Annotated in this window: 16 protein-coding genes; 15 read left to right on the forward strand and 1 reads right to left on the reverse strand. The window is 61.0% G+C overall.

Features of this window, described 5'->3' with window-relative positions; genetic code table 11:
* Window positions 1–380: 380 nt before the first annotated feature.
* The 12 genes from EOA86_RS01955 (at window position 381) to EOA86_RS02010 (ending at window position 12,249) form a co-directional block, all read left to right on the forward strand.
* The gene (locus EOA86_RS01955; protein ID WP_127334878.1) at window positions 381–2,411 is read left to right on the forward strand and encodes a conjugal transfer protein TraG; all 2,031 of its coding nucleotides are present in this window, start codon (window positions 381–383) and stop codon (window positions 2,409–2,411) included.
* 116 nt (window positions 2,412–2,527) lie between these two features.
* Window positions 2,528–2,941 carry a CopG family transcriptional regulator gene (locus tag EOA86_RS01960; RefSeq protein ID WP_127334879.1) on the forward strand — a complete coding sequence of 138 codons (414 nt, stop codon included), beginning with the start codon at window positions 2,528–2,530 and terminating at the stop codon, window positions 2,939–2,941.
* The gene (trbB, locus tag EOA86_RS01965) at window positions 2,938–3,906 is read left to right on the forward strand and encodes a P-type conjugative transfer ATPase TrbB (RefSeq protein WP_091595797.1); all 969 of its coding nucleotides are present in this window, start codon (window positions 2,938–2,940) and stop codon (window positions 3,904–3,906) included. Before EOA86_RS01960 ends, trbB begins: the two co-directional genes overlap by 4 nt.
* Before the next feature lie 12 nt (window positions 3,907–3,918).
* Window positions 3,919–4,227 (forward strand): TrbC/VirB2 family protein, encoded by a 309-nt coding sequence (locus EOA86_RS01970; RefSeq protein ID WP_024502851.1) that lies wholly within the window; start codon window positions 3,919–3,921, stop codon window positions 4,225–4,227.
* Window positions 4,227–4,499 (forward strand): VirB3 family type IV secretion system protein, encoded by a 273-nt coding sequence (locus EOA86_RS01975; RefSeq protein WP_024502852.1) that lies wholly within the window; start codon window positions 4,227–4,229, stop codon window positions 4,497–4,499. Before EOA86_RS01970 ends, EOA86_RS01975 begins: the two co-directional genes overlap by 1 nt.
* Complete coding sequence (gene trbE, locus EOA86_RS01980) at window positions 4,493–6,943, forward strand: conjugal transfer protein TrbE (protein ID WP_029354937.1); 2,451 nt, start codon at window positions 4,493–4,495, stop codon at window positions 6,941–6,943. The genes EOA86_RS01975 and trbE overlap by 7 nt, the downstream gene beginning before the upstream one ends.
* Window positions 6,940–7,665 carry a P-type conjugative transfer protein TrbJ gene (gene trbJ / locus EOA86_RS01985; RefSeq protein WP_091595793.1) on the forward strand — a complete coding sequence of 242 codons (726 nt, stop codon included), beginning with the start codon at window positions 6,940–6,942 and terminating at the stop codon, window positions 7,663–7,665. Before trbE ends, trbJ begins: the two co-directional genes overlap by 4 nt.
* A 33-nt stretch (window positions 7,666–7,698) precedes the next feature.
* Window positions 7,699–9,021 (forward strand): P-type conjugative transfer protein TrbL, encoded by a 1,323-nt coding sequence (gene trbL / locus EOA86_RS01990; RefSeq protein ID WP_127334880.1) that lies wholly within the window; start codon window positions 7,699–7,701, stop codon window positions 9,019–9,021.
* Window positions 9,022–9,753: a conjugal transfer protein TrbF gene (gene trbF, locus EOA86_RS01995; protein WP_095520370.1), complete on the forward strand. Its 732-nt coding sequence runs from the start codon at window positions 9,022–9,024 to the stop codon at window positions 9,751–9,753.
* 1 nt (window position 9,754) lies between these two features.
* Entirely contained in the window at window positions 9,755–10,768 is a 1,014-nt protein-coding gene (gene trbG / locus EOA86_RS02000) for a P-type conjugative transfer protein TrbG (protein ID WP_164746653.1), read from the forward strand.
* An 11-nt stretch (window positions 10,769–10,779) separates the two neighbouring features.
* Window positions 10,780–11,994 (forward strand): TrbI/VirB10 family protein, encoded by a 1,215-nt coding sequence (locus tag EOA86_RS02005; RefSeq protein ID WP_091595787.1) that lies wholly within the window; start codon window positions 10,780–10,782, stop codon window positions 11,992–11,994.
* Window positions 11,995–12,006: 12 nt separating this feature from the next.
* Complete coding sequence (locus EOA86_RS02010) at window positions 12,007–12,249, forward strand: DUF2274 domain-containing protein (protein ID WP_029354949.1); 243 nt, start codon at window positions 12,007–12,009, stop codon at window positions 12,247–12,249.
* 236 nt (window positions 12,250–12,485) lie between these two features.
* On the opposite strand, the gene hemN is transcribed toward EOA86_RS02010, so the two are convergent.
* On the reverse strand, window positions 12,486–13,835 hold the full coding sequence (gene hemN / locus EOA86_RS02015; protein WP_091595897.1) for an oxygen-independent coproporphyrinogen III oxidase: 1,350 nt from the start codon (window positions 13,833–13,835) through the stop codon (window positions 12,486–12,488).
* A gap of 151 nt (window positions 13,836–13,986) precedes the next feature.
* On the opposite strand from hemN, the gene EOA86_RS02020 reads away from it, so the two are divergent.
* From EOA86_RS02020 to ccoO, 3 genes are all read left to right on the forward strand, one after another.
* Window positions 13,987–14,730: a Crp/Fnr family transcriptional regulator gene (locus tag EOA86_RS02020; RefSeq protein ID WP_091595785.1), complete on the forward strand. Its 744-nt coding sequence runs from the start codon at window positions 13,987–13,989 to the stop codon at window positions 14,728–14,730.
* A 499-nt stretch (window positions 14,731–15,229) separates the two neighbouring features.
* Window positions 15,230–16,849, forward strand: a complete 1,620-nt coding sequence (gene ccoN, locus EOA86_RS02025; protein ID WP_091595783.1) for a cytochrome-c oxidase, cbb3-type subunit I — start codon at window positions 15,230–15,232, stop codon at window positions 16,847–16,849.
* Window positions 16,849–17,495: cytochrome-c oxidase, cbb3-type subunit II (ccoO, locus tag EOA86_RS02030; RefSeq protein ID WP_128340555.1), on the forward strand; the 647-nt coding region annotated here is incomplete at its 3' end. The genes ccoN and ccoO, both read left to right, overlap by 1 nt.

The following is a 17,495-nucleotide window of genomic DNA, read 5'->3' on the forward strand; positions in this document are numbered from 1 at the left end:
GCTTCCCCACCGATGATGGCGTTCGAGCCAGGGGAACTGCGGCAACTGTTGGAAGACGAGCCTGCCTCCACTTGGGCACAAATCAATTCGACCCCACATGCGCGAGCGGACGGTGTTCATCAGCCAGCCCAGGCGCCGTGGCTCCCTGAACGCAGAAGATAACTTTGCGGAGGAGCGGTCACGCAACTGTCGGCGGCGCCGGGCCTCAGGGTGAATGGAAAGGATGGAGTGGCGGATGGTGTCGCGTGAAGGCGCAACACGCGTGCTGACCGACCTGATACGTAGGAAGTCGTTCATTGCTCCCAAATCGTATGTGAGGAACATTCCTGTCCCGGCTGCGCCGCGCGATGCTAGGTCGCGTTGTTCAGCGGGCCAAGCCGATGACACCTACGAAGCTACTGATCGGGCAGATCGCCGTTGTGTGCGCAATTGTCATTATCGGCGTATGGACGGCAACCCAATGGTGCGCTCAAATGCTGACCTACCAGACGCCTCTCGGCGCACCATGGTTTCTCTTCGCCGGCTGGCCAATCTACAAGCCGTGGAAGCTGTTTGAATGGTGGTTCCACTTCGATGCTTATGCGCCGGAGGTCTTCGACAAAGCCGGTACGCTTGCAGGCGCCAGCGGATTCCTGGGCTGTGCCGCCGCAATCGCTGGCTCGCTTTTGCGCGCGCGACAGCGCGGGTCGGTTACGACCTATGGGTCTTCACGGTGGGCCACGACTCATGAGGTCGAGACGGCAGGGTTGTTACGGCCGGCGGGCGTTTTCCTCGGTAGGCTGAACGATCGCTATCTGCGCCATGACGGCCCGGAGCACGTCATGGCATTTGCGCCGACGCGTTCGGGCAAGGGCGTGGGGCTGGTTGTTCCAACGCTACTTTCCTGGACCGGGTCTGCCATCATTCATGATATAAAAGGCGAAAATTGGCAGTTGACCTCCGGCTGGCGGTCGAAATTCTCGTACTGCCTTCTGTTCAATCCGACCGACCAGAGATCGGCACGCTACAACCCGCTGCTGGAGGTACGCAAAGGCCCAGATGAGATCCGAGACGTTCAAAACATCGCCGACATCCTCGTCGATCCCGAGGGCGCGCTGGAGCGACGGAACCACTGGGAGAAGACCAGCCATTCACTCCTAGTTGGCGCCATTTTGCACGTGCTCTACGCTGAAGAGGAAAAGACGCTGGCCCGCGTCGCCACCTTCCTGTCGGACCCGCAACGCTCGTTTGCCGCAACGCTACAGCGGATGATGACGACAAACCATCTCGGGACGGGGCATAACCCTCAGGTCCATCCCGTAGTGGCCTCGGCGGCTCGCGAACTCCTGAACAAGTCGGAGAACGAGCGCTCAGGCGTCCTCTCGACCGCCATGTCCTTTCTCGGGCTTTATCGTGATCCAACGGTCGCGACGGCCACTTCGTCCTGCGACTGGCGCATCGCTGACCTAGTGGATGGAGAGCGACCGCTGTCGCTCTATCTGGTCGTGCCGCCTTCGGATATCTCGCGCACCAAGCCTTTGGTGCGACTGATCTTGAACCAGATCGGCAGGCGGTTGACGGAGCGCCTGGAGGGGGACCCGAAGAAGAGCCGTAAGCATCAACTGCTCATGATGCTGGACGAGTTTCCGGCGCTCGGTCGCCTCGACTTCTTCGAGACGGCGCTCGCCTTCATGGCAGGTTATGGCATTCGCTCCTATCTGATCGCACAATCTTTGAACCAGGTTTCAAAGGCCTATGGCGAGAACAATGCTATTCTCGACAATTGCCACGTGCGAATTGCCTTTTCCTCCAATGACGAACGCACGGCCAAGCGCATCTCGGATGCCCTCGGCACCGCAACCGAACTTAGGTCGATGCGCAACTATGCGGGCCATCGGCTTGCGCCCTGGCTTTCGCATGTCATGGTGAGCCGCCAGGAAACCGCGCGCCCGCTCCTGACGCCAGGCGAGGTGATGCAATTGCCGCCGTCAGACGAATTGGTCCTGGTTTCTGGGTTGCCGCCGATCCGCGCCAAGAAGCTGCGCTATTATCAGGATCAGAATTTCACAGACCGGGTGCTGCCTGCGCCGGTGCTGCGCGACGGTCCCTATGCGGACTGCCCTGCATCACGCCCGGACGGCTGGACTGGACAAGTGTGCAGCGTCGATAGCCGACTTGCTGCGGACGACGAAAGCGCCGACGCGCCAGTTGAAGACGAGGGAGGCGTTCAGCAGCAACGCCATCCAAGCCTGCCCGTAGAAGACGTTGTTGTCTCTCAAGAGCCCGATCAGGCCGATCTGTTGAAGCCCGCAGACGATGACAGCGAAGCGCTCGCGGACAAGCGTGTCATGGATCGGATTTCCACTGCGGCCCGCGCCTACGGTATCAACGAGGGCAGGGGCGACGACAAGGATGTCATTCCCGGCTTCTGAAGTCCGCTGAGTTGCAGAGCGCATCTCAGCGTAGATAACGGCCATAAGCAATTTTGAGCGTCTGGCCGATCCTTCTCCCGTCGCCGGCGCAACGCCGGGCCGTCGGAACGAGCCGCATGAAGCCCCACCGCATTCGCCATCAGTTTCTGCTTGAGCCGGAGCTCAGCGAGAAACTGGACAACCTCAGTCGCGATCCGTCAACGACCAAATCAGCGATCGTGGCGAAGGCGGTCGAGGCGTTCATCGAGCGGCGTGGCGAGAACGAGTTCGATCGGCGCTACGGCGTAAGGCTTGACCGGCTCTCCCGCGACCTTGCCCACGTCAGGCGCGATGCCGAGGTGATCCTGGAGAGTCTGGCGCTCTTCATCCGCTTTTCGATCACGCTTCATGCCCACACGCCTGTGCCGGACAGGGCGACCCAGGCGATTGCCCAGGAGCGTTTTGACAAATTCGTTGAGCAGGTCGGCGGCCAGATCGCTTCCGGCAAAAGGTCGCTTAGCAAAGACAATGGTGGGGGAGGGGAAGGATGAGCTCTCATCCCGAGGCCGACCACCGGCGGCGTGTCATGCTGCGCACCGCCCTGGGTCCGGCAATCACCGAAGCCCTTGCCGATCCGTCCGTCATCGAGGTGATGGTCAATCCCGACGGTGCGCTGCGGCTCGACCGGCTGGGCGAGGGCCGAGTCAATACGGGCGTGCATCTGCACCCGTCCGAGGCGGAACGCATCATCCGCCTGGTCGCCTCCCATGTGCGGGTCGAGGCGCACGCGGACAATCCGATTGTCAGTGCCGAACTGCCGTCGGGCGAGCGCTTCGAGGGTCTGCTGCCGCCGGTCGTGCTCGCGCCATGCTTTGCCATCCGTAAACCAGCGGCAAAGCTCTACACGCTGGCCGACTATGTCGCGGACCGGATCATGCTGCCGCTGCAGGTCGATGTGCTCAAGAGGGCAGTCCGCGAGCGGCGCAACATCCTGGTCGCCGGCGGCACGTCTTCGGGCAAGACAACCCTTGCCAATGCGCTGCTGGCGGAGGTCGCAGAATGCGACGAGCGGGTGATCCTCATCGAGGACACGCGCGAACTGCAGTGCGCGGCCAGGGACTGCGTTGCCCTGAGAACGAGGCGGGGCTCGGTCACCCTTGCCGATCTCGTGCGCTCAACGCTGCGGCTCAGGCCCGACCGCATCATCGTCGGCGAAGTAAGAGGTGCGGAAGCACTCGACATGCTGAAGGCATGGAACACCGGGCACCCCGGCGGCATCGCCACGGTTCACGCCAATTCGGCGCGCTCCGCACTCTACCGTATCGAGCAGCTCGCACAGGAAGCAGTCGTCACCGTTCCCCGCCGCCTCATCGCCGATGCCGTCGACCTGCTCGTCTTCATCGCCGGCCGCGGCTCGTCGCGCCACATCGACGCAATCGCCGAGGTCACCGGTCTCGACGGCAGCGGCGATTACGCCGTTGCCCCGCTCACGCTTTCGCAACTCCAGCAGCTTTGAAAGGCCTTCCTCATGCGCAAGAAGCTTCGCTTTCTTTCGTCCACAGCGCTCGCGTTTCTTATCACGGCCCCCGTTTATGCGGCCGGCTCCGGCATGCCGTGGGAGCAGCCGCTGCAGCAGATCCTGGAGTCGGTGCAGGGACCGGTCGCCAAGATCGTTGCGGTGATCATCATTATCACCACCGGCCTGACGCTTGCCTTCGGCGACACCGCCGGTGGTTTTCGGCGCCTGATTCAGATCGTCTTCGGTCTGTCGATCGCCTTCGCGGCATCGAGCTTCTTCCTCTCCTTCTTCTCCTTCGGTGGTGGGGCGCTCGTCTGATGGCCGCCGGGGAGCAGCATATCGAGGGCTTCGCAGTACCGGTCCACCGGGCGCTGACCGAGCCGATCCTGCTCGGCGGGGCTCCGCGCGCGGTGGCGATCCTCAACGGTACAGTGGCCGCGGCCATTGGCTTCGGCTTGCAGCAATGGATTGCTGGTCTGGTGCTTTGGATCGCGGGCCACTCGTTAGCGGTCTTTGCCGCAAGACGCGATCCGGACTTCGCCAGCGTGCTTGTGCGCCACCTTCGTCTGAAGGGGTGGCTTGCATGCTGAACCTTTCGGAATATCGAAGCAAAGCCGACCGGCTTGCCGACCATCTACCCTGGGCTGCCTTGGTGGCGCCCGGCATCGTGCTCAACAAGGACGGCAGCTTTCAGCGGACGTTGCGGTTCCGCGGCCCGGATCTCGAAAGTGCGACGGAGGCTGAACTCGTCGGCATTTGCGGCCGGGCGAACAATGCTCTCAGACGCCTTGGCTCTGGCTGGGCATTGTTCTTTGAGGCCGAGCGCATAGAAGCGCTGGGCTATCCGAACTCGCATTTTCCTGACGCCGCGTCGTGGCTGGTCGACGAAGAACGCCGCGCTGCTTTCGAGGGGAAGGTAGCGCACTACGAGAGCCGCTATCATGTGACCTTAGTGTTTATGCCACCGCCCGACGCCCAGGCGCGCGCGGAAAGCGCGCTCGTCGACTCTCATTATTCCCAAGGAGAAAGAGACTGGCGCCAGGATCTGGCGAGGTTCCGTGACGAGACCAACCGCGTGCTCGATCTCTTCTCGGGCTTCATGCCCGAAGTACGCGTCCTCGATGATGCTCAGACGTTGACCTATCTCCACGGCACGATTTCGCCTCGACGCCATCCTATCATGGTCCCGGAAACGCCGATATATCTGGATGCCATCCTGGTCGATGCGCCGCTTGCCGGTGGCCTGGAGCCGATGCTGGGTGAGCAGCATCTTCGCACACTGACCATCCTCGGCTTTCCGAACCTCACCCGGCCCGGGATTCTCGATGCCCTCAATCATCAGGATTTCGCCTATCGCTGGATGACGCGCTTCATTCCGCTCGAGAAAACGGAAGCCACGAAGACGCTGACGCGGTTGCGCCGGCAGTGGTTTGCCAAGCGCAAATCGATCGTGGCAATCCTACGCGAGGTCATTACCAACGAGCCGGTCCCGCTTGTCGACAGCGATGCCGACAACAAGGCGCTCGATGCCGACGAAGCCCTTCAGGCATTGGGCGGCGATCATGTGAGCTTCGGCTATCTCACCACGACCGTGACGGTGTGGGGCGAGGATCGCCAAGCCGCTGCAGAGAAGCTTCGCGCGGTCGAGCGCATCATCAATGGGATCGGTTTCACCACGATCCGAGAAGGCGTCAATGCGGTCGAGGCTTGGCTCGGCTCATTGCCTGGCCATGTCTACGCTAACGTTCGCCAACCGCTCGTTCATACTTTGAACCTTGCCCATCTCATGCCGCTGTCGTCGGTTTGGGCCGGTCCTGCGACAAACGAGTATCTCGCGAAAGTCACCCAAACCGAAGCGCCACCGCTTCTCGTTGCCGAGACCAGCGGGTCGACACCGTTTCGGCTTTCCACCCACGTCGAAGATGTCGGCCACATGCTGGCTGTTGGTCCGACCGGCGCCGGCAAGTCGGTTCTGCTTGCTCTGATTGCTCTGCAGTTCAGGCGCTATGCCGGCGCCCAGGTTTATGTCTTCGACAAAGGCAATTCGGCCCGTGCTGCAACACTTGCCATGGGTGGAGAACACCACGCGCTAGGAGCGGACGGTTCCCTTGCCTTTCAGCCACTGCGCAGCATCAACGACCAGGCTAGCCGAAGCTGGGCGGCCGAATGGATCGCCAGCCTTATTGCCCACGAGAACGTCACCGTCACGCCGGAGGTGAAGGAGGCTATCTGGTCAGCGCTGGCCAGCCTTGCCACCGCGCCGGCGCAGGAACGCACACTGACCGGCCTTTCGGTCCTGCTTCAATCCAATGCGCTGAAGTCCGCATTGATGCCCTACACGCTCGACGGTCCCTTCGGCCGCCTGCTCGATGCCGATCATGATGGGCTGGCCTTGTCGGATGTGCAGTGTTTCGAGACCGAGGAGCTGATGCACAGCCAAGGCGCTTTGCTGCCGGTGCTTACCTATCTGTTCCAGCGACTTGAGGAACGGTTCGACGGACGGCCCACGCTGATCATGCTCGACGAGGCGTGGGTCTATCTCGACAATCCGCTGTTCGCCGCCCGCATCCGCGAATGGCTGAAGGTGCTGCGAAAGAAGAACGTGTCGGTTGTCTTCGCTACGCAGTCGCTGGCTGATATCGCGGGCTCTGCCATAGCGCCGGCAATCATCGAAAGCTGCCCGCAGCGCATTTTCCTTCCCAATGATCGTGCCGTGGAACCCCAGGCGCGCACAGCCTACGAACGCTTCGGTTTAAGCGAGCGGCAGATCGAATTGATCGCCCGCGCCACGCCGAAGCGTCAGTATTATCTGCAATCGCGCCGCGGCAACCGTCTGTTCGAGCTCGGGCTTGGCCCCATCGCTCTTGCGCTTTGCGGTGCTTCCGATCCGGCCACGCAGACTCTGATCGACAGGATCCTGTCCGAAGACGGGCAAGGCAGCTTTGCCTCGCAGTTCCTGATCGCGCGCGGCCTCGATTGGGCCGGCGAACTTCTCAAGCAATTCCCTCAACCAGACAAGGAGCAATTAGCATGATGCGGCGACGCCTTCTCTCCGGCCTGATCACCGTTTCCCTGATCGCCAAGCCTATGGCCGACTATGTGCAGCCCGCCTACGCCCTTATCGTGTTCGATCCGTCCAATTATGCGCAGAACGTGCTGACGGCCGCGCGCGCCCTGGAGCAGATCAACAACCAGATCCAGTCGCTGCAGAATCAGGCGACCATGCTGCAGAACATGGCGCGCAATCTTCAGCGTCTGGATTTCTCTTCCGTTGGCCAACTCACCGGTTCGCTCCATCGCATCGACGGCTTGATGGACCAGGCGAGTGGCCTCAGCTTTGATCTGGGCAAGCTTCAAGACCAGTGGCGCAGCCAATATCCGGAAAGCTACGACGCCACGATCAAGGTCAGCGATGTGGCGAGTGCTGCGCGCGAGCGTTGGCAAAGCGCCATGCAGGCGTTCCGCCAGACCATGGGGGTCCAGTCGCAAATCGTCGAGAACGTCCGCGCCGACGGCGATCTGCTCGCCGATCTCGTCAACCGCAGCCAAGGGGCGGCCGGTGCGCTTCAGGCAAGCCAGGCCACCAACCAGCTGATAGCGCTTTCGACAAAGCAGCAGATGCAGATCCAGACGCTGCTCGCAACGCAGTTTCGAGCTGAGGCCGAGGATGCCGCCCGCAAGGCCCAGTCAGAGGAAGCCGCCCGCGAGATGACGAAGCGATTCTTGGGTACCGGCTCGGCTTATCCCGGCAATTAATCACGAGTTCATCACGACGAGGAAGGCAGCGGCATGAACGACCTTGGCGTCATCGATCGCTTCATGGAGACCTTCATCCGCTACATCGACAGCGGGTTCGGTCTGCTCTCGGGCGACGTCGCCTTCCTCACTACCATTCTGATCGGCATTGACATCACACTTGCCGGCCTGGCGTGGGCGCTCGGCGAGGAGACCAGCGTTCTCGGCCGGCTTGTCCGCAAGGTGCTCTATGTTGGCGTCTTCGCCTTCATCCTGAACAATTTCAAGAACCTCGCCGATATCATTTATCGTTCTTTTGCCGGTCTCGGGATTAATGCGTCGGCCGGCAATCTGTCGGCAGACAATCTCCTGCGCCCGGGCCGCATTGCCGCGACCGGTTTCGAAGGTGCTTGGCCAATGCTTGACCAAGCCAGTCAGCTCCTGGGCTTCCCGGAAATCTTCGGCAACGCACTGACCATCTTCGTGCTGCTGATGGCCTGGTTCCTGGTCATCATCGCCTTCTTCATCCTTTCCATCCAGCTTTTCATCACCATCCTTGAGTTCAAGCTCACCACGCTGGCAGGTTTTGTTTTAATTCCATTCGCACTTTGGAACCGTTCAGCGTTCCTGGCCGAACGCGTGCTCGGCCATGTTATCTCGTCAGGCATCAAGGTGATGGTGCTCGCCGTCATTGTCGGCATCGGCTCCACGCTCTTCGGGGAGTTCGCTTCCGCATTGCAAGGCAAGGAGCCGGATCTGGCCGCTGCCATGTCCCAGGTACTGGGCGCACTGGCACTGCTTGGCCTTGGCATTTTTGGGCCGGGGATCGCGTCGGGTCTTGTCTCAGGCGCACCGCAGCTTGGCGCGGGCGCCGCCCTCGGCACGACCGCGGCGGCAGCGGGTGTATCACTCGTTGCTGGAGGCACGGCATTTTCTGGCGCGCGTATGGCAACCAGCGGCGGTCTCGCCGCCATCCGCGCCGGCACAACAATGGGATCGGCTGCTTCCACGTCCTGGCAGATCGGGCGCGCAACCTCGCCCGACGTTGGCCTCTCCGGTGTGGCTGCTGGAATGCATGGTGTAACCAGTGCCGCTGGCGGCGCCGCTATACGCGTAGCGCGATCCGCCACTGCAAGTGTTGGGCGCAACGCCGATGCCGGGCGCGATGCCGCGTGGACCGCGACCGGCGGCACGCCGACCGCGTCAATGACCGAGCGCTCTGCCGGTTCGGCCACTGTTTCGGCGCCGACGTGGGCAAGGCGCCTACGTTCTGAACAGACCGCCCGTGCACATCGCCACGCTGCCATGCAAGCTGTCCGAGACGGAGACCGGCCGGGAGGCAGCGCCAACCCCTCTCTCAACGACAAGGATGACTAGATGCTCTTCAAGCGACCCGTGCACCGTTACGGCAAAACACCCGAACCGGTCACGCCGTATCAAAAAGCCGCCCAGCTGTGGGACGAGCGCATCGGCTCATCTCGACTGCAGGCCAGGAACTGGCGGCTCATGGCCCTTGGGTGCCTGGCCTTGGCGACCGGACTTTCCGGCGGACTCGTATGGCAGTCGATGCAAAGCCGTGTCGTGCCTTACGTCGTCGAGGTCGATGGCTTCGGCGAGACGCGCGCCGTCGCGCCGGCAATCCGGAATTATGAGCCCTCGGATGCTCAGATCGCCTGGCATCTCGGCCGCTTCATCCAGAATGTCCGTTCCGTTTCCACCGATCCGGTTTTGGTACGGCAGAACTGGTTCGCAGCTTACGACTTTGCTAGCGATCGCGCAGCGCTCTTCCTCAACGAATACGCCAAGGCGAACGACCCCTTCGGTCAGATCGGAACGCGCAGTGTCTCGGTACAGGTCACCAGCGTGGTCAGGGCCTCCGAAAGTTCATTCCAGGTCAAATGGACCGAGCAGGTGTTTGAGCGCGGAAGCCTTGCCAGCACGATGCGCTGGACTGCGATCCTCACGATCGTGATCCGCTCGCCAAGCAATACGGATCAGCTGCGCAAGAATCCGCTCGGCGTCTTCATCAACGCCATTGACTGGTCACGCGAGCTCGACAGCGCCGTCCCACCCCCCCTTTCTCCGACGGAGTCCACCAATGAAAGATAAAATGTCACCGATTCGTGCCGTGCTGATCCTATCGGTGTCGGCAGCGGTCGTTTCCGCTTGTGCATCGAAGAAGGTGCCGCCGCCTGAGATTTCCTATGACGCTGCTGACTTCAAACCGGCCGCGATCGAGAAGGCGCCGGAGAGGCCGATTAGAATTGTCGAGGTGCCAAAACCACTGCCGCTGCCTGGCCAATTGCAGCCCGAGTCCGGCAAGGCCGAGGACAAGCGCCCCCCTGAAGAACGCGTCGCTGATGCCAACAAAGCCGCGACCCAGCAACCCACCAAGTACGGGTATGTTAATGCCGTGCAAGTCTACCCCTTCACCGATGGCGCGCTTTATCAGCTCTATGCCGCGCCGGAGCGCGTGACCGACATCGCTCTGCAGCCGGGCGAGAAACTAACCGCCGTGTCGGCTGGCGACACCGTGCGCTGGGTCATAGGCGATACCGCAAGCGGCACCGGTGACAATCAGCGCACCCATGTTCTGGTGAAACCCTTCGCGCCGGGTCTTGCCACCAATGTCGTCATTACGACGGACCGGCGGACCTATCATTTGCAGCTTCAAAGCACCGAGAAGACAGCAATGGCGGCAATCTCCTGGACCTACAGCCAAGACCAGATCATCGCGCTTCGCCAGCGCAATGCTCAAGCCGAGGCAGTTACACCGGTCGCGTCGAATATCGCGCTCGAAAACCTTCGCTTTCGCTACTCGATCAGTGGCGACACACCGCCCTGGAGACCGACGCGAGCCTTCGACGACGGCAGCAAGGTCTATATTGAGTTCCCTCGTCGCATAGATCAGGGCGAGGCGCCACCACTCTTCATCGTCGGCGCAGATGGGAGCAGCGAGCTCGTCAACTATCGCGTGCGCGGCAACTATTACATCGTCGATCGGCTCTTCGCCGCGGCCGAACTTCGCCTCGGCACCAAGCAGCAGCAGGTGATCCGCATCAGCAGGATTGACGACAGGCAACCGCTACGGCGGATCTCGCTCTTTTCGCGTTCCAGCCGGTGAGGTGAGGGCTCATGATCGAAAATTCCCGCTCTGGCATCCCGCCGAAACTGGATCCCGAGGAACTGCAGCTTCGGGCCTCTCCCCGCCGCGTGGTGCGGTTCAGGCGCGGTGTGATCATCGCGATCGCAGCGCTCGGATCCGGCGCTGTGTTCGGCGTTGCCATGATGGCGCTCCAGGGGCCGGCCCTTCGCATCAGGGATCAGGCGGAAGATCCCTACAGCACTGAGCGCAAACCAACCGTCGAGGGACTCGATACGCTTCCCCATGACTATTCCGGCATGAAGCCGAAGCCTCCCGTCCTTGGGCCACCTTTGCCGGGCGACCTCGGTCGCCCCATCCTCGAGCGGCAGCGCCAGCTCGGCATCGTGCCGGGTCAAGACATCTCGGCCGAGGAGCAGCGTCTAGCGCAGCAGGCGATCGAAGCGCGTGAATCGCAGGTGCTTTTCCGCGTCGAAAATCGAGCTCAACAGACAGATGTCGGTGAGAGCGTGCAAACTGCTCAGCATCCATTTGAGGCACTTCCCCAATCCGAAGCAGCACGCGCGTCAGCCTCGGTGGCGCCGGCGGAAGGCGACCAGAACAATCAGCAGCGAAAGCTTGATTTCCTCAGCCAGCGGAGCACTGGCGGGATCTACAATCCGCATGCGCTGCAGACGCCGATCTCGCCGTATCAACTGATGGCTGGCAGCGTGATTGCCGCCAGCCTGATCACCGGCATCAATTCCGATTTGCCGGGCCTTGTCGTCGCGCAAGTCACCGAGAATGTGCACGACACGGTCACGGGCAACATATTGCTGATTCCGCAGGGCTCACGTCTTATCGGCGTCTACGACAGCGTCGTCGCGTTCGGGCAAAAGCGAGCGCTGCTGGTCTGGCAGCGCATTCTGCTGCCCGACGGCTCGTCGGTCGAAATCGACAATCTGCCCGCGAGCGACACCGCCGGCTACGCAGGGCTGGAAGACAAAGTCGATTTCCACACCTGGCAGCTGATCAAGGGGGTGGCGCTTGCCACATTGCTCGGTGTCGGCACGGAATTCAGCCTCGGCGAAAACGAGAGCGATCTGGTCAAGGCGATCCGGGAATCAGCCCAGCAGAACGCCAGTCGAGCCGGCCAGCGCATCACCGAAAAAAACCTCAATATCCAGCCCACCATCATCGTCCGCCCAGGTTGGCCACTGCGCGTCATCGTGCACAAGGACATCGTGCTGCGGCCATACGCGAGTTGAGCAGGAGTTACCATGGCTGACCTGAAACTTGGAAAGCTTCCAGACCGAACAGCTTCGAAGATCACCATTACCGTCAGCGCGGAGCTGGGCCAAACACTCAAGGAGTATGCTGCACTTTACCGTCAGACCTATCGTCAGTCTGAAACCGTGGCAGAACTCATCCCTTTCATGCTGGCGGCGTTTCTGGAAGGCGACCGAGCCTTTGCCAAGGCCCGAAAAGAAGGTCTGCCGACGGAGCTTGCCGAAAAATCGTGACTCCTCCGCTAGAGGCAGCTGGAACATTGCCTAGCTGTCGCGGCCTACCTGCTCCTCGCGAAGCATAGGATCAAACACCTTGGAATGCAGGTATGCGTAAGAGAGGATGTGGAAGGAAATACCGCGCAACAGCCTAAGTTTGCATTTTCGATTGGATGCGGTAGTCGCCTATGAGCGGTCAAAATGAAACGCAGCTGGTTCGCGATCGACCAAACGGCGAGCGCACTGTGCTTTGCTCAGACCGCCACCGAGTGCCTCGCCGTTCCCCCTTTGAAATATGTATCGAACTTGGCCGCGATGGTTCGAACGAAGGGGCGACTTTCAGCCCGTACGACGAAACTGTCGCCATCGAATTCAAGCGCTCGGGCAGGATCGTGGAGGGCGATGGACCTCGAGCGATGAAGGAGCTTCTCGCCGGCTTTGCCGAACCGCTCCACCAGATCGACTGCCGAGAAGGCAAAATCACACATCAGCCGCTCGATTATCCAGCCACGGACGCGATCGTCGTCGGAAAGGGCAACGCCCCGGACGGCAGCCAACCCGCCATCCGCAACCATGCGCCCGTACCCGGCAGTCGAAGCCATGTTCTGCACGTAGCCTTGGCGAAAACGACCGATGGACGAAGGGCCAAGTCCGATCAGTGTCGGGCAGCGATCCTCGGTGTAGCCCTGAAAATTGCGATGCAAAACCCCTGCGCGGGCCGCTATGGCCAGCGCATCGTCGGGCTTCGCGAAATGATCGAGTCCTATTGCCTCATATCCCTTGGCGACAATTGCCCGCGCCGCGAGTTGAGATTGGGCGAAACGCTCGGTGGGACTCGGCAGCCATGCCTCGTCGATCATCGTCTGATGCTTCTTGAACCAGGGCACATGTGCGTAGCCGAACAGAGCCATCCGGTCTGGTTCCAAGGTCAGTGCCTGCGCCACCGTGGAACAGATCGTCTCGCGTGTCTGATTCGGGAGCCCGTAGAGCAGGTCCAGATTGACCGATTCAACGCCCCGCGAACGAACCCCGTCGACGACTGCCTTGGTCTGCAAAAAACTTTGCTCACGATTAATTGCTTTTTGCACTTGCGGATCGAAATCCTGCACGCCGAGGCTCGCCCGCGTTACGCCGATTTGAGCAAGCGCATCAAGGCGCGCCTTGTCCATGTCGTTGGTTCCGATTTCGATGCTGACCGTAGCATCCGGGAGAAGGTCGAAGCTGTCCCGCAAGGCCGCTCCAAGAGCAACCATGTCATCGGGCCTCAGCATCGTTGGCGAACCGCCACCGAAGTGGATTGCACGGACATGTGCCTTGCCACTCACCAGACCGGCAATCGTGACGATTTCGGCATTCAGCGAGCGCAGATAAGCGGCCACCGGCTCATATTGGTGCGTCTGCTTGGTGTGACAGGCGCAGAACCAGCAGAGCTTGTCGCAGTAAGGAATGTGCAAATACAGCGAGATTTCGTCGCCACTTTCCAGCGCCTCCAACCAGCCACGGTAAATGGCAGCATCGACCCCGGAATGGAAATGCGGCGCCGTCGGATAGCTTGTGTAGCGTGGGACGTTCTCGCTGAGTTTGACAGCTATTTCCGATTGCATCTCGCGTTCACCGTGTTGCCCGCCGAACACTGCACGCATCGCTGAAGCAGACCCTGATCTCGATCAGCCGCGCGCATGGACAAACCGCCGCAGGACTTCTCTACCCTGGATGGGTATCCTGCCGGCAGTTAGGATCGGGTAAAGCGAACGCATGACCTTTCGGCAAGACATTCATACTTCCGGCATTCCTGTTCTTTGCCTCCCTTGCGAGGCACGGCGTCGCGGTGTCTGCGGTGCGCTCGATCCAGACAATTTGGTTGGGCTCGCCAAGACTTGCTCGCGTCGCCGGATCGAGTCAGGAATGGAGTTGACCGGCGAGGCACAGAACGTCGACAGCTACTCGAACGTGCTTTCAGGCGTGGTAAAGCTATCAAAGAGCCTGTCGGATGGGCGCCAGCAGATCGTCGGTCTCCAGTTTGCACCGAATTTTCTGGGACGTCCTTTCAAGGTGGAAAGCTCGATCAATGCGGAAGCGGCAACAGCAGTCACGCTGTGCTCGTTTCCGCGAGCGGCCGTCGAACGGATGATGAAGGCGTCACGGGAATTCGAGCATCGCCTGCTCAAACAGACGCTGAATGAACTCGATGAGGCGCGCGAGTGGATGGTGACGCTGGGGCGCAAGACAGCTCCGGAAAAGGTGGCGAGTTTTCTCCTCATGATGGCCCGGAATATCGATTCCAGTCTCGACGCGGCTTCCAGGTCAGCGTCCTTCGATCTGCCGCTGACGCGTGCCGAAATCTCTGATTTCCTTGGAATTACCAACGAAACCGTGAGCCGCCAACTGACGCGATTGCGGGCTGACGGGGTGATTCGGATTGAGAACGCACGCCATGTGACGGTGGACAGCATAAGCCGTCTGGAGAAGCGCTGTGGCGGCGGACGCGAGCGGCCCTAAGCGGCGAGGCCCATGTCGCATGGCTCCGGGGCGGGCCGTGCTTGCCTTCTAATGCGATGTCGCCGCGCCTTCGAAGAAGCGGCGTCACGGTCGAGACAGACAGCTTTCGGGCTTTGATAGGGACGACGACCAATCGCCAGGTGTGTTTCGGCACATACCGGCGAAGCACGGTCCTTAAGCTGCCACGGCTCGGCCGAACGATCGCGTTCGTTTCCAATGGGATCCGAACAACGTTTGGCAGGGCATCGGCAATAGCATCCAACGCGTCGCAGAGCCTCAGCTTTCGCCTCAATCGATCGCGTCTGCGCCCGCCCAACCCAGGGAACGCCTTCCATGAGGGGGTGAGCCCGCGCTGCGTTCCTCGTTCATTCGCCACCTGCTGATTGCGCCGCCGACACAAAATCGTGCGGCCTGACATAGATCAGGGCGAGGGGGCGGCGGCTGCGCAATTAGTGCGCTGCGGATTTGGCATCCACCAGATTCGAGATCGGGATCTGCAATGAAATTCGGCACAGAGATCGTCCTTCTAAGCGTGTTCGCTTTTGCGGCCCTGGTGGCCGCCGGCTTCGGCGTGGATGAACCTTTCCGCCGACATATGTGGGTGTTGTTCTTCGCAGTGGCTGGTTTCACTGCGATCCTGTTGCGCAACACGGAGTTCAAGCCAGCAGCTCCGATTGACCCATCCGCTTACATGGATGGTCCGATCCGCTACGGCGCGATCGCCACCGTGTTCTGGGGTGTCGTCGGGATGCTGGTCGGCGTGGTGATCGCGCTTCAGCTCGCCTATCCCGATCTCAACATCCAGCCCTGGTTCAATTTCGGCCGTTTGCGGCCGCTGCATACATCCGGTGTCGTCTTCGCCTTCGGTGGCAACGCGCTGCTTTGCACGTCTCTGTATGTCGTGCAGCGCACCTGCCGCGCCCGCCTCTTCGGCGGTGATCTCGCCTGGTTCGTCTTCTGGGGCTACCAGCTGTTCATCGTCATGGCCGCGACCGGCTATCTGCTCGGCATCACCGAGGGCCGCGAGTACGCCGAACCCGAATGGTATGTGGATGTCTGGCTGACCATCGTCTGGGTCGCCTACCTCATTCTGTTCCTTGGCACGATCCTGAAGCGCAAGGAACCGCATATCTACGTCGCCAACTGGTTCTACCTGTCGTTCATCGTGACCATCGCGATGCTGCATGTGGTCAACAACCTGTCGATGCCAGTCTCGTTCCTGGGCTCCAAGAGCTACTCCGCCTTTTCCGGGGTCCAGGACGCGCTGACCCAATGGTGGTACGGCCACAACGCGGTCGGCTTCTTTCTCACCGCCGGCTTCCTTGGCATGATGTATTATTTCGTGCCCAAGCAGGCGAACCGGCCAGTCTATTCGTACCGGCTGTCGATCGTCCATTTCTGGGCGATCATCTTTCTCTACATCTGGGCTGGCCCGCATCACCTGCACTACACCGCCTTGCCAGATTGGGCGCAGACGCTCGGCATGGCGTTCTCGATCATGCTGTGGATGCCGTCCTGGGGCGGCATGATCAACGGCCTGATGACGCTGTCCGGCGCCTGGGACAAGCTGCGCACCGATCCGATCATCCGCATGATGGTGATGGCCGTCGCCTTCTATGGCATGTCGACCTTCGAAGGCCCGATCATGGCGATCAGGGCGGTCAATTCGCTGTCGCATTATACCGACTGGACCATCGGCCACGTCCATTCGGGCGCGCTCGGCTGGGTTGGCATGATCTCGTTCGGCGCAATCTACTACATGGTGCCGAAGCTCTGGAACCGTCACCGGCTCTACTCGCTGCGGCTCGTCACTTGGCACTTCTGGCTGGCGACACTCGGGATCGTCGTCTACGCCTCGGTCATGTGGGTGTCAGGCATCATGCAGGGCCTGATGTGGCGTGAATACGACCAGCAGGGCTTCCTGGTCTATTCCTTCGCCGAAACCGTCGCTGCCATGCACCCATACTACGTCATGCGCGCCATCGGTGGGGCCATGTACCTCTCCGGCGCCCTTATCATGGCCTGGAACATCACCATGACCATCCTCGGCCACCAGCGCGAGGAGGAGCCGATGCCGAGCCCCGTCGCCATCCGACCTGCGCGATCAGGAGCCAGGTAATGGGCTTGATGGACAAACACGCAATCATCGAGAAGAACGCCACGCTTCTTCTCGTTGGCTCGCTGCTCGTGGTGACGGTCGGCGGTATCGTCGAGATAGCGCCTCTCTTCTATCTCGACAATACGATCGAGAAGGTGGAAGGCATGCGCCCCTATTCGCCGCTCGAACTTGTCGGGCGCAACATCTATATGCGCGAGGGCTGCTTTCTCTGCCATAGCCAGATGATCAGGCCGTTCCGCGACGAAGTTGAGCGCTATGGCCACTACAGCCTGGCTGCCGAGTCCATGTACGATCACCCCTTCCAGTGGGGATCGAAGCGCACCGGGCCGGATCTCGCCAGAGTTGGCGACCGCTACTCGAATGCATGGCATGTCGCGCATCTTACCGACCCGCGCTCGGTGGTGCCGGAATCGATCATGCCGAGCTATGGGTTCCTGAAAGACACGCCGATCGACGTGAAGGATTTCTCGACGCATCTGGTCGCCAACAGGCGTGTAGCCGTCCCTTACACCGATGACATGATCGCGCACGCCAATGCGGATCTGGCGGCGCAGGCCGATCCCAATGCCGACACATCAGGCCTTGAGGCGCGTTACCCCAAAGTCAAGATCGGCGACTTCGACGGCAACCCGCAACAGGTCACCGA

The sequence above is a fragment of the Mesorhizobium sp. M5C.F.Ca.IN.020.32.2.1 genome, assembly GCF_004023105.1.
Lineage (GTDB): Bacteria > Pseudomonadota > Alphaproteobacteria > Rhizobiales > Rhizobiaceae > Mesorhizobium > Mesorhizobium wenxiniae.

What these genes read in the sequence shown, in the direction of transcription:
- trbL (WP_127334880.1), top strand. Translation starts at nt 7,699, where the DNA reads ATGAACGACCTTGGCGTCATCGATCGCTTCATGGAGACCTTCATCCGC.
- trbB (WP_091595797.1), top strand. Translation starts at nt 2,938, where the DNA reads ATGAGCTCTCATCCCGAGGCCGACCACCGGCGGCGTGTCATGCTGCGC.
- trbG (WP_164746653.1), top strand. Translation starts at nt 9,755, where the DNA reads ATGTCACCGATTCGTGCCGTGCTGATCCTATCGGTGTCGGCAGCGGTC.
- trbJ (WP_091595793.1), top strand. Translation starts at nt 6,940, where the DNA reads ATGATGCGGCGACGCCTTCTCTCCGGCCTGATCACCGTTTCCCTGATC.
- EOA86_RS01960 (WP_127334879.1), top strand. Translation starts at nt 2,528, where the DNA reads ATGAAGCCCCACCGCATTCGCCATCAGTTTCTGCTTGAGCCGGAGCTC.
- hemN (WP_091595897.1), bottom strand. Translation starts at nt 13,835, where the DNA reads ATGCAATCGGAAATAGCTGTCAAACTCAGCGAGAACGTCCCACGCTAC.
- EOA86_RS01970 (WP_024502851.1), top strand. Translation starts at nt 3,919, where the DNA reads ATGCGCAAGAAGCTTCGCTTTCTTTCGTCCACAGCGCTCGCGTTTCTT.
- EOA86_RS01975 (WP_024502852.1), top strand. Translation starts at nt 4,227, where the DNA reads ATGGCCGCCGGGGAGCAGCATATCGAGGGCTTCGCAGTACCGGTCCAC.
- EOA86_RS01955 (WP_127334878.1), top strand. Translation starts at nt 381, where the DNA reads ATGACACCTACGAAGCTACTGATCGGGCAGATCGCCGTTGTGTGCGCA.
- ccoN (WP_091595783.1), top strand. Translation starts at nt 15,230, where the DNA reads ATGAAATTCGGCACAGAGATCGTCCTTCTAAGCGTGTTCGCTTTTGCG.
- EOA86_RS02005 (WP_091595787.1), top strand. Translation starts at nt 10,780, where the DNA reads ATGATCGAAAATTCCCGCTCTGGCATCCCGCCGAAACTGGATCCCGAG.
- trbF (WP_095520370.1), top strand. Translation starts at nt 9,022, where the DNA reads ATGCTCTTCAAGCGACCCGTGCACCGTTACGGCAAAACACCCGAACCG.
- EOA86_RS02020 (WP_091595785.1), top strand. Translation starts at nt 13,987, where the DNA reads ATGACCTTTCGGCAAGACATTCATACTTCCGGCATTCCTGTTCTTTGC.
- EOA86_RS02010 (WP_029354949.1), top strand. Translation starts at nt 12,007, where the DNA reads ATGGCTGACCTGAAACTTGGAAAGCTTCCAGACCGAACAGCTTCGAAG.
- trbE (WP_029354937.1), top strand. Translation starts at nt 4,493, where the DNA reads ATGCTGAACCTTTCGGAATATCGAAGCAAAGCCGACCGGCTTGCCGAC.